General features: G+C 41.7%; 10 protein-coding genes. 8 read left to right on the top strand and 2 right to left on the bottom strand.

The genetic code is table 11. The features are described 5' to 3' along the window. Nucleotides 1-51: 51 nt before the first annotated feature. The gene (locus ACFSCZ_RS04105; RefSeq protein WP_380772470.1) at nucleotides 52-1476 is read right to left on the bottom strand and encodes a PAS domain S-box protein; all 1425 of its coding nucleotides are present in this window, start codon (nucleotides 1474-1476) and stop codon (nucleotides 52-54) included. A gap of 207 nt (nucleotides 1477-1683) precedes the next feature. On the opposite strand from ACFSCZ_RS04105, the gene ACFSCZ_RS04110 reads away from it, so the two are divergent. The 3 genes from ACFSCZ_RS04110 to ACFSCZ_RS04120 all read left to right on the top strand — a co-directional run bounded on the left by ACFSCZ_RS04110 (nucleotide 1684) and on the right by ACFSCZ_RS04120 (nucleotide 4664). Further along, nucleotides 1684-3354, top strand: coding sequence for a ribonuclease J (locus tag ACFSCZ_RS04110; RefSeq protein WP_380772471.1), 1671 nt, complete (start codon nucleotides 1684-1686; stop codon nucleotides 3352-3354). Between the two features lie 318 nt (nucleotides 3355-3672). After that, on the top strand, nucleotides 3673-4443 hold the full coding sequence (locus tag ACFSCZ_RS04115) for a ClpP family protease (RefSeq protein WP_380772472.1): 771 nt from the start codon (nucleotides 3673-3675) through the stop codon (nucleotides 4441-4443). Then, nucleotides 4440-4664, top strand: coding sequence for a YlzJ-like family protein (locus ACFSCZ_RS04120; protein WP_380772473.1), 225 nt, complete (start codon nucleotides 4440-4442; stop codon nucleotides 4662-4664). The genes ACFSCZ_RS04115 and ACFSCZ_RS04120 overlap by 4 nt, the downstream gene beginning before the upstream one ends. A 250-nt stretch (nucleotides 4665-4914) precedes the next feature. Here ACFSCZ_RS04120 and ACFSCZ_RS04125 read toward each other — a convergent pair whose 3' ends face one another. Continuing rightward, nucleotides 4915-5082, bottom strand: a complete 168-nt coding sequence (locus ACFSCZ_RS04125) for a hypothetical protein (protein WP_380772474.1) — start codon at nucleotides 5080-5082, stop codon at nucleotides 4915-4917. A gap of 831 nt (nucleotides 5083-5913) precedes the next feature. On the opposite strand from ACFSCZ_RS04125, the gene ACFSCZ_RS04130 reads away from it, so the two are divergent. From ACFSCZ_RS04130 to ACFSCZ_RS04150, 5 genes are all read left to right on the top strand, one after another. After that, nucleotides 5914-8238, top strand: a complete 2325-nt coding sequence (locus ACFSCZ_RS04130) for an FtsK/SpoIIIE family DNA translocase (protein ID WP_380772476.1) — start codon at nucleotides 5914-5916, stop codon at nucleotides 8236-8238. Nucleotides 8239-8336: 98 nt separating this feature from the next. Next, entirely contained in the window at nucleotides 8337-9620 is a 1284-nt protein-coding gene (gene yfmF, locus ACFSCZ_RS04135) for an EF-P 5-aminopentanol modification-associated protein YfmF (RefSeq protein WP_380772477.1), read from the top strand. Beyond that, entirely contained in the window at nucleotides 9617-10900 is a 1284-nt protein-coding gene (gene yfmH, locus ACFSCZ_RS04140) for an EF-P 5-aminopentanol modification-associated protein YfmH (RefSeq protein WP_380772479.1), read from the top strand. Before yfmF ends, yfmH begins: the two co-directional genes overlap by 4 nt. 53 nt (nucleotides 10901-10953) lie before the next feature. Beyond that, complete coding sequence (gene ymfI, locus ACFSCZ_RS04145) at nucleotides 10954-11676, top strand: elongation factor P 5-aminopentanone reductase (protein ID WP_380772481.1); 723 nt, start codon at nucleotides 10954-10956, stop codon at nucleotides 11674-11676. A 93-nt stretch (nucleotides 11677-11769) separates the two neighbouring features. Continuing rightward, nucleotides 11770-12027 carry a DUF3243 domain-containing protein gene (locus ACFSCZ_RS04150; protein ID WP_380772483.1) on the top strand — a complete coding sequence of 86 codons (258 nt, stop codon included), beginning with the start codon at nucleotides 11770-11772 and terminating at the stop codon, nucleotides 12025-12027. Nucleotides 12028-12187: the final 160 nt, after the last annotated feature.

A 12187-nucleotide genomic window follows, 5' to 3' on the forward strand; every position in this document is an offset into this window, starting at 1 on the left:
TGAGATCCCCCTCTGGCACAATGAGGAAATTCCTTCGTGCCGGAGGGGTTTTTAGGCTTTCATTTTCTTGTGTTCATGTGTATATGAAGGGAAACAAACATGTATCGTTGTTCCCGCACCTGCTGTACTTTCTATTTTCATTTTACCATTGTGATTTTTTATAATACGATTGCAGATCATTAACCCCAAGCCAGTCCCCTGTTCTTTCGTACTATAAAAAGGTTCTCCCAGTTTGGATAATCGCTCATCTGGAATTCCTATCCCGGAATCTTTGATTTGTGTAATAATTTTCCCGTTTTCGGGGTAAGCGGAAATTTCAATGGTTCCGCCATCAGGCATGGCCTCAATGGCATTTTTTATTAAATTAATATAGACCTGTTTTAACTTGTCAGCCTCACCCTCAATACATTGATGGGTCAATTGGATGTGTGAGTGGATTTCCACATTTCGAAGAAGAGCTTCGGATTTGAATAAATCAATTGTATCTTCTATTAAAGCTCCGATATGGACCTTTTCTGTTTTGGAAGGCTGCGGCTTGGCAAGAATTAATAAATCGCTTACAATTTCCTCAATCCGTTCTAATTCGCTTAGCATCACCTCAAAATAATCATTATGAGATTCTTTTCTTAATAATTGTGTAAAACCTTTAATAGCCGTCAAAGGGTTACGGATTTCATGCGCGATTCCAGCGGCCAGCTGACCGACTACAGACAATTTCTCTGTTCGGTGAATCAGTTCTTCGGTTTTTTTCTGCTCGGTTAAATCTCTGATTACAATATGAAATGATTCCCTTTCTTTATAAATGGTGGGAATAAGCTTAATTCCTACATGCTTCTTTATTCCGTCATGCCTGGAAAAGGTTAGCTCCGAAGGATGGTTGGCCAATTGATCTTTCATTTGGTGATTGATTACATCATGGGCTTCAGAGGAGACAAAATCAAAGATGGACTTGCCGATCACTTCTTCCTTGCTGGTTACCCCAAATAATTTTTTGCCGGAATCATTTATATAAAGGCAACTTCCGTCCCTTGTAATGATTCCGACGGTATCCTGGAAGTTTTCTACTAATTGGCGATACATATCTTTTTGTTCTTCCAATTCTGCCTCGGCTGTCAGCTGAGCAGTTACATCCCTGGTAATACATGAAAATCCTGTTTGCTCAGGATGTTGTGAATAGGGGATCATTGTTGTTTCGAGCCATATATAATCGCCTTCCTTTTTGCAAAAGCGATAGGTAATCCTTTCATAATCTGAGTTTGTCCATTCAGCAGGAAGCCTTTCCCGATCACTGGGATGGATGAAGTCGATAAGGCAAGTATCCATCAGCTCATTTTGCTCGTATCCAAGTAAAGGCTTGCAGGTGGGGGATACATAGATAAATTCTCCGTTACTCGCGTGAAATGAAAATAGAAAGTCCGAATATTGCACAATGGACCGGTAAATCTCAAGTTCTTGCAGCAAAGTGCCTTGCTTCATGTCACATCTCCTTTTTCATTCAAATACTAAATGACATAATTATGGCAATTGTAACATATTTTCGAGAATATTTTACCGGTTCTATAGACTCAAATTACTGTATACGATCTATTTTCCGTATTGGTTGATCATGGAATTCACAATCAAGTATAATAAACGTTAACTGATGAAGATCGGGAATATTTCACCATGGGAGGAAGAAATAATTTGAACAAAGTACAAAATGACAGCATAAAAATCATCCCGCTGGGAGGAGTAGGCGAAATTGGAAAAAATATGTATGTCATCGAAATCGATCAAGACATTTTTATTATTGATGCCGGGCTGAAATTTCCGGAAAACGAGATGCTTGGAATCGACATAGTAATTCCGGAAACCACATGGCTGGAAGAGCAAAAAGACCGTGTAAAGGCTATCTTCCTGACACATGGCCATGAAGATGCCATCGGAGCCCTTCCGTATGTTTTACAGAAAGTACACGCACCGGTATATGGTACGAAATTGACGGTGGCGCTTGCTAAAGAAAAAGTGAAAGAATTTGGTTTGAAAACGGCAAACCGATTCCATACCATCAAATCGACTTCGAGAATAAAATTCGACCGTACGGTGGCAACTTTTTTTCATACGACGCACAGCATTCCGGATTCCATTGGCATCTGCCTGCAAACCTCTGAAGGAAAGATCGTCCATACCGGGGATTTTAAATTTGACCAGGCAGCTCCAAAAGGGTACCGTGCTGAAATCGGCAAGATGGCAAGTATCGGAGATTCCGGCGTACTTGCGTTGTTATCCGATAGTACCGAAGCGGAAAATCCCGGATTTACAACTTCAGAGGCTGTTACGGAACGGGAGCTTTCAAATACATTTCATTCTGCTCAAGGAAGGATTATTATTGCCAGTTTTGCATCTAATTTTATTCGTATTCAACAGGCTCTTGATGCGGCATATGAAAATGGAAGAAAAGTGGCTGTTGTAGGCAAAAGCATTGAACGCAGCCTGCAAGTGGCCCTAAAATTAAATTATTTATCGTTGGCATCAGATGACCTAGTCATACCCGTTACAGATCTTCCAAAGTATGAAGATCATGAAATTGTTATTATTTCGACCGGAATGATGGGCGAGCCTTTAGAAGCTCTGCAAAAAATGGCCAAGCAAAACCATAAGCAGATTAATATTAAAAAAGGGGATACTGTGCTGATTACTGCCACTCCTTCACCCGGCCTTGAAACATTTATGTATAAAACAATCGATTTGTTATACCGTGCAGGCGCATCGGTAAGCACTCCATATTTTAAGATTCATGTTTCGGGACATGGCAGCCAGGAAGATCTTAAAATGATGCTGAATCTGATGAAACCGAAATTTTTCATCCCCATCCAGGGTGAATACCGCATGCTGTTTTCTCACGCAAAATTGGCTGAACATACGGGTGTACAAAAGAATCACATCTTAATACCTGTTAATGGTGAAGTGATAGAATATAAAAATGGGCGTATGACAGCCGGGGGCAAAGTACCAGCAGGGAATGTGCTGATTGACGGAATTGGAGTAGGAGATGTAGGCAATATTGTACTGAGAGACCGAAAATTGCTTTCGCAAGACGGAATTTTTACAGTCGTAGTAACACTTGATAAAAAGAACAAAAGAATCGCGTCCGGTCCTGAAATAATCTCTCGTGGTTTTGTATATGTCAGAGAGTCGGAAAAGTTAATTGAAGAATCCACAAAAATGGTTCAATCTATTGTTGAACAAGCCATTTCGGTAGGGTCTTTTGACTGGTCGGGGATCAAGCAAGATATTCGTGACCGTTTAAATCAATTTTTATTTGAACAGACAAAACGTAAACCGATGATATTGCCAATTATCATGGAGATCTGATAGGCATAGGCAATCGATACAGGAATGGCTTGAATGTACACAATAACCAATTGATCACATACTGTGGCAGTCCCGTTTGTACATAAGGGGCTGCTTTTTTTATGATTGAGGATATTTATAAACGAGCTATCATCTTATCACGAACTATTTCTGATTGACGGTGAACAGGCGGGGGAAACACAGTTCGGGTAAATGAGCAAAGTGAGTCCGAATCCATCATTTTTTCGGGAATCAGATGAATGGCTGAATTTATTCGTATGAAAATCTCCAAGCCGTTACATACTATCGTCAACGATCTATTCTCTTGGGAGGAGTTCCATGCAGAGCAATTATTCATCTAATCCTGGATTTGCGGGTGCGCAGCCGCAGCAGCCCGAGCAAAACCCCGAATCAAAGCCATCGAGCAGCCTAGTGGAGAAAATCCAGCAACTGGGGCAAACCAATGTACCTGATATGGGACAGGATGCAAACATTCACTGTCTTACTATCATTGGGCAAATTGAGGGACATATGCAGCTTCCTCCGCAAAATAAAACAACAAAATACGAACACCTGATTCCACAACTTGTAGCAATAGAGCAAAATCCCAAAATTGAAGGCCTCCTAGTCATTCTAAATACAGTAGGCGGTGACGTGGAGGCCGGACTGGCCATATCTGAAATGATATCCACTTTATCCAAGCCTTCCGTATCCATTGTTTTGGGGGGAGGCCACTCAATCGGTGTTCCGATTGCTGTATCTTGTTCTCATTCATTCATTGCAGAAACGGCGACCATGACCATTCATCCCATTCGTTTAACCGGACTGGTGATCGGTGTTCCGCAATCGTTTGAATATATGGATAAAATGCAGGAACGGGTCATTAATTTTGTTACGAAGCATTCCGGCATTACCGAGGAGACGTTCAAAGACCTGATGTTTGCCAAAGGGAATTTAACACGTGATATTGGTACTAATGTCATCGGTGCAGATGCTGTGAAATATGGGCTCATTGATGAGGTCGGCGGGTTAGGAGAGGCCATGAAAAAATTAAATGAAATGATTGTAGCCAATAGAGCAAAGGAAGACGAAGGTGAGATGCTGCAATGATTATCCACTCCATTGTACCTCCTGAACACATTTTCCCTGTCGATGACGCAGCTTTTTCCAATCGGACACACTGTCTGTGGAATAATATACCTTTGCTGGTCGAGCAATCAGGACAGTCTTGCAAAGTAGTCCGGATTATAAGCAGTAATCCCTCTGATTATTTGCGAACCGAGATTCAACCGGGAACCAATCTTCACATAAATGACATTCAATTTAATTAACACGCAAGAGGTATTCAAAGCTAAAGATTAGCAGGATACTGCATTTATACAGGAAAGAAGATGACGAAGACTCCTGCGTGACTACAGGCCTCGGTGAGTCCCTCGCTGTACGACGGCACAAGGAGGCTCACCGGACCCTCGCGAAAAAGCGGAGGATATTTTGGGGACGGGTTATAAATTGTTCGGATTTTCTTTGACATTAACTCATCAAGCCCCTTTGTATTAGCCAGTTGCTGTGAAATATGAAATTCTATATCATCACGTGCCGGCAAGCCTCGCGCCCCTTTATTCCATCCAATTCTCTTAAAGATTCAAATTCTCCAGTGATTGTCATCTCATCGATCAAAGGGTCTAGCCAATCATGTAAGTTTTGTTCGTCTGTTCCAATAGCCCTTTGACTGGCTGGTAATGGGTCCATTGCAAATTGCCGCAAATAAACGCTCATCTTCTTTTGCAAATATCATGGCCCGTAATCATCGTTTCGAATTCAACCCTCAGCCCATACTTGAAGGTATCTCCAAAGTTTCTACATATATGCGGTATGATCTGCCGGGAGTCAATGCAGCATTTTGTTCCTCCTGGATTCCCGCCAATTCTAACATTACTTGATACATGTCCTCCAATAATTTAAATTTATCCGAATCATCCCTACGAATAAGCAACTTTTCAAAGTATCTTTAATCAGGCGATTTAGGCCTTCCGGCGTCCTGGTAACATTGTTATAGTAAATTGACCCGCAAGCAAATCTTCCATCAGGCATGGCCATGTTGAGTGAATGAATTCCGCCTTTTAAAGCCTCCCCCAGTTTTGTGGCTGTATCGAAATCATCACCTTCAATCTTTTCGTTTTTGATATAAATTATAAAAGGCTTATAATTCCCCGTTGTTCTTCGAATTTACTCTTTTTCAGTGTGGGTTTTCTTATATTTCACTGCTGCTGTTGGCTGACGGTATCTTCTGCAGGGCTGGAGCCTGCCAGCAGTACTTTCAACAAGGAAAAGCAAGCAGCTATTCCCTTTTAACAACCATAAACGTGAATGGGGATCTCAAGCGCCCGAATGAGACGAAGTCCTCCACAATGGTTACTGGAAAAAACCTTGTTCAAATATAGAAAAACAGGAAAAACTTCCTAAAGTGTCCAAGTTATATGTGTTATAATGGGAGGATAAACAGCTCATATGTTCTTGTTTGAGCAGTATGTGAAAGTCATTCTTAAAGATCAAAATGATCGATGAGGCAAGGTGATACATATGGCGAAAAAGAAAAAAAGAAGAAGCCGCAAGTCTGACCAGAAACTGAAAAAGATTTTGAAATTCGAACTTGCGGGTATTATATTAATAGCATTAACGTTAATTTCGATTATTGAACTTGGGGCTGTGGGACGGGGAATTTCTCACTTTTTCTATTTTTTGCTTGGTGAATGGTATATGGCAGGATTGCTGGCGACATTATGGATTGCCGGTTTTTTCATTATTAAAAGAGAGTGGCCGCCCTTTTTCAAAGGAAGAATCATCGGACTTTATTTTATTATGGCCAGCTTGCTGCTGCTGGCGCATATGCGGCTTTTTGGTCTGATGAATCAGGAAGGAATGCTTACAAACACCAGTGTGATTAAAAGTACATACAGTTTGTTTATTCAAATCATGAATGGGGAAGCATCTACACATGATTTGGGCGGAGGAATCATTGGTGCTATTTTGTTTTCAGCGTTTCATCTGCTGTTTGATACAGCAGGCACAAAAATCGTCAGCTTTTTTCTCATTTTGATCGGGCTTATTTTAATGACGGGAAAAACCATGGGCGAGTATGTAGAAAAAGCAGGGAAAAAATCAGGAGCATTCATAAAAGCCCAGTGGTCCGGTTTCATAGAAGATATCAAAGAGTGGAACAAAGAAAGATTATCCAAAAAAGAGGCCAAAAAGCAAGAAAAAGAAGATGCAAGAGACTCAGATGACCAGCCCCCGCTCATTGTTGAACACCAAGCGGAGCTTATTTATCCTGAAGAACCTGCAGAATCGGCAGAACCACTTATTTCGAGCTTCTCAGAAAAAAATGTTTCGGTTCAAAACGCAGATGTGGACGAGCCGGAAGAAATAAAAGAAGAACAACCGGATCTGCCAGCGAATCTGACATTTACAGAGGTGGAAAATAAGGACTATCAATTGCCGCCATCCAGTCTGCTATCCAAGCCAAAAGCAGCTGACCAGAGCAATGAATACAAACTGATTCATGCCAACGCGGCGAAGCTTGAGAAAACCTTTCAAAGTTTTGGTGTAAAGGCTCGCGTAACACAGGTTCACTTAGGGCCAGCCGTGACAAAATATGAGGTTCATCCCGATGCAGGTGTAAAGGTAAGCCGCATCGTCAGTCTCAGTGACGATCTGGCACTGGCATTGGCGGCAAAGGATATTAGAATTGAAGCCCCAATCCCCGGGAAGTCGGCCATTGGCATAGAAGTTCCGAACTCTGAAATAGCGGTAGTTTCTTTGCGAGAAGTGTTGGAAGCGAAAGAACACCAAAAGCCGGAAGCTAAGCTCCAGATAGGTCTTGGCCGTGATATAACAGGCGAAGCAGTGGTAGCTGAATTAAATAAAATGCCCCACCTGTTGGTTGCGGGTGCCACAGGAAGCGGAAAAAGCGTCTGTATCAACGGAATTATTACAAGTATTTTAATGAGAGCCAAGCCTCATGAGGTTAAAATGATGATGATTGACCCCAAAATGGTGGAGTTAAATGTCTATAACGGAATACCGCATTTACTTGCGCCGGTTGTAACCGATCCGAAAAAAGCTTCCCAAGCTCTCAAAAAAGTGGTCAACGAGATGGAAAGGCGCTATGAATTATTTTCACATACAGGTACAAGAAATATTGAGGGATACAATGATTATATCCGCCGGGAAAATGCTGAAGAAGAGGATCAGCAGCCGCTTTTGCCCTATATTGTTGTCATTGTAGATGAATTAGCGGACTTGATGATGGTAGCATCCAACGATGTCGAAGACGCAATTACAAGACTGGCACAAATGGCACGGGCTGCAGGCATTCATTTGATCATTGCGACTCAACGGCCTTCCGTGGATGTCATCACAGGTGTGATCAAAGCGAATATTCCTTCGCGAATTGCCTTTGCAGTATCATCTCAAACAGATTCCAGAACAATCCTGGACAGTGGAGGAGCTGAGAAACTACTCGGAAGAGGTGATATGCTGTTTCTGCCTGTAGGTGCGTCCAAGCCCGTCCGTATACAAGGTGCGTTTTTGTCAGACCAGGAAGTGGAAGATGTCGTTCAGTTTGTCATTTCCCAGCAAAAAGCACAATATCAGGAGGATATGATCCCTGATGATATTCCGGAAACCACTTCCGATGTCGAGGACGAACTGTATGAGGAGGCCGTACAGCTGATCGTGGAAATGCAGACGGCATCCGTTTCTATGCTGCAAAGACGATTCAGAATTGGGTATACAAGGGCGGCGAGGCTGATTGATGAAATGGAAGCACGTGGAGTCGTGGGTCCTTACGAAGGCAGCAAACCAAGGACGGTGTTAATTTCTCGAACCGAAGAACAAACCTCATAGATTGGAATAACGGTAGGGACCGTTGTATATAATGATAAGATTGGACATACGATAATGATAGCCGGTAAACTGGCTTTAAGAAAAAGGAGGCGTAAAAGATGCCGCTGCTTTATGAGAAAACTTTACCTATGCAAGGGTATACCCTGCACATGATACAAACGGATAAATATAAAACAAATACGTTGATATGGAAAATGAAAGCACCGCTAAAAAAAGAAACTGTCACCTACAGAGCTCTGCTCCCTCACGTGTTACAGAGCAGTACAAAAAAACATCCATCAACGGCCAAGCTGCGCACTTATCTGGATCATTTATACGGTGCTGCCCTTCAGACGGATCTCAGTAAAAAAGGGGACTATCATATTATTACGATCACGATCGAGATAGCCAATGAAGCTTTTCTAAAAGATTCCACTCCTTTGCTTGAAAAGGCGTTCCATCTGCTTAAGGAAGTTCTGCTCGATCCTCATGCAGATAACGGCGCATTCGACAAAGAGACTGTTGAACAGGAAAAAAGATCATTAAAACAGCGGATTCAATCTGTATATGATGATAAGATGCGCTATGCAACTCATCGTGTGACAGAGGAAATGTGCAAAGGTGAACCATATGCTTTATATGTTCACGGAGAGTATGACCAGGTAGGCGACATCACTCCGGCTTCTCTTTACTCGTATTATGAGCAGGCGCTGCAGGAAGATGAGATGGACTTATATATAATCGGTGATGTTGATTCAGCCGAAGTCGAAAGGTATTGCCAAACCATAGAATTGAAAAACCGTACACCTCAACAAGTATCAAAACAAATGAGAGCAGAATCATCGGAAACAAAAGAGATTATTGAAAGGCAAGATTTAAAGCAGGGTAAGTTAAACATCGGTTATCGAACAAATATTTTTTATGGCGACCCGGATTATTTTTCTTTACAGGTCCTAAATGGGCTTTTTGGAGGATTTCCACATTCCAAACTGTTTATTAACGTACGGGAAAAAGCGAATCTTGCCTATTATGCAGCAAGCCGGCTTGAAAGCCATAAAGGGTTACTGATGGTCATGTCAGGTATAGATAATAAAAATTACGATCAGGCGGTCCGTATTATTAAAGAGCAGATGGAAGCCATGAAGAACGGTGATTTCTCTGATCAGGAAATTGAACAGACAAAAGCAGTCATTCAAAATCAATTCCTGGAAACCATCGATACAACACGGGGGTTGACAGAGCTGCTTTATCATAATGTCGTGGCAGACCAAAATATCACCCTGGAAGAATGGCAAAGTGCGATTGCAAACATAACAAAAGACCAAATCATGGAGGCAGCCCGTAAAATTGAACTGGACACCATATACTTTTTAACCGGAGTAAAGGAGGGGCCCCAATCATGAACACTATATACTTCGACCAATTAAAAGAAACGGTTTATCATGAAACATTGCCGAATGGACTGCAAGTATATGTATTGCCAAAGAAAGGGTTTAACAAGACATACGCCACTTTTACAACAAAATATGGCTCTGTAGATAATACCTTTATTCCTTTACATGATACGGAACTCCATACAGTTCCTGATGGAATTGCCCATTTTCTTGAACATAAAATGTTTGAGAAAAAAGACGGGGATGTCTTTCAATTGTTCAGCAAACAGGGGGCCTCTGCCAATGCATTTACATCATTTACAAGAACGGCTTATTTGTTCTCCAGTACCTCCAATGTTGAACAGAATTTAAGTACACTGATACAGATGGTTCAAGAGCCCTATTTTACGGAGCAGACCGTAGAGAAAGAAAAAGGAATTATCGGGCAGGAGATCACCATGTATGATGATAATCCGGATTGGAGACTGTATTTTGGGCTGATTGAAAATCTGTTCCATCGCCATCCGGTAAAAATTGATATTGCCGGGACCATTGAGTCTATTTCGCATATTACAGCCGATCTGCTCTATCTTTGCTACAATACGTTCTACCATCCAAGCAATATGATATTTTTTGTTACAGGACCCGTCGACCCCGATAAAATCATAGAGTTTGTCAAGGAAGATCAAAAGAGCAGAAAATTTGATCCTGCACCTCAAATAACCAGGCATTTTGAAGAGGAGCCCGAGAATGCTGCAAAGAAAAAGCAAGTCATTCTCATGGATGTGCAAACGCCAAAGTGTATGGTCGGCGTAAAAGCTCCTCATTTTGAGGGTACTGGGGAGGACATGTTAAGAAAAGAATTGACCATTCAAATATTGCTCGATATCCTCTTTGGCAAAAGTTCAACAAATTACGAAAAGCTGTATAAGGAAGGTCTGATCGATGAAACTTTTCAATTTGATTATACACAGGAAGAAGGTTTTGGATTCGCTGTAATGGGCAGTGATACAAGTGAGCCGGATCTCCTTGCAGAGCGCCTGCAGAACATGGTATTGAATACCGAAGAACAATTGAGTGAAGAAGAGCTTGAACGAGCCAAAAAAAAGCGAATTGGAAACTTTTTAAGGGCGTTTAATTCCCCTGAATTTATTGCAAATCAGTTTACCCGGTATAAATTAAATGATATGAACTTATTTGATGTTGTGCCGGTCATTGAAAATATTGCATTTACTGATATAAAGTCAGCGGCGCATCAGTTTTTTTCCGAGGAACGAATGTCTGTTTGTCAAGTGGTGCCAAAGAAATAGTAAAACCCGGCCTATTTGCCGGGATTTTTTTATGGGAAAGAGGAAAAATGAGTATGAAACGTTTTGCATTAATTACCGGAGCAAGTGGAGGAATAGGTGCAGCGACAGCAAAGATTTTGGCAAAAGAAAATTGGAATCTTTATTTACATTACCATTCCAACGGCAAAAGAATTTCAGAGCTGATGAATGAGTTAAAAGGATATCCGATCGAAGTGATCCCCATTCAGGCTGATTTATCGGTTGAGGACGGGTGCAGACAACTGCTTCAAAACATCTTTCAACTGGATGCCATAGTTTATTCGAGCGGTAATGCACCTTTTGGGCTCTTCTCGGATTTGGAAGATGAAACGATGGAGACCGCCATTCAGCTGCATGTGAAAAGCCCGCTGATCTTGGTCAGAAACCTGCTCCCCAAGCTAATGAGGAATCCCAGGTCTCATATTATAATGATCAGTTCTGTTTGGGGACAGACCGGTGCTGCCTGTGAAGTGATCTATTCCACTGTGAAAGGGGCTCAAATTTCTTTTACAAAAGCATTAAGCAAAGAGGTGGCCGGTTCAGGGGTCAGGGTAAACTGTGTGGCACCCGGCGCTGTGGAAACGGGAATGCTGAACCGGTTCACGGAAGAAGAGCTGGAACAGCTGCAAGATGAAATCCCTCTGGGCCGGCTGGCAGCTCCTGAAGAAATTGCTGACACGGTATCCTTTTTAATGTCTCCAAAAGCAGCCTATATTACGGGACAAGTGATTGCTGTTAATGGGGGATGGTATACATAATATATGAAATGTAAACCTGAAAAATAATATGCATATTCCCTTCATTCATGCAGATAATAAAATTGTAAGAAAATGTGAAGGAGGCATACTATCATGTCAGTACTTGATAACTGGGAGCAATGGAAAAACTTTCTTGGTGATCGTTTGGACCAGGCTCAACAGCAAGGCATGTCGCAGGATATCATTAATCAAATGGCCCATCAAGTCGGTGATTATCTTGCACAGCAGGTAGATCCGAAAAACGAGCAAGAGCGGGTGCTTGCTGATTTATGGTCTGTTGCTTCTGAAGAAGAACAGCAGGCAATTGCCAGTGTAATGGTCAAACTTGTTGAAAATAACAGCTCTAACTAATAATGAATGATGAAATAGAGAGGAGGTTTCCTCTCTCAGGCTGTCGAGAAACCCTCGACAGCCTTTTTAATTATTTATAATATTTGTTCTTTCACCGTTTTAATTTGTTAAAATAAAAATAACAAAATATGGCGGTGATAAAGTTGCTCCATACAAAATC

The organism is Siminovitchia sediminis (genome assembly GCF_042680885.1).
GTDB classification, from domain to species: domain Bacteria; phylum Bacillota; class Bacilli; order Bacillales; family Bacillaceae_C; genus Siminovitchia; species Siminovitchia sediminis.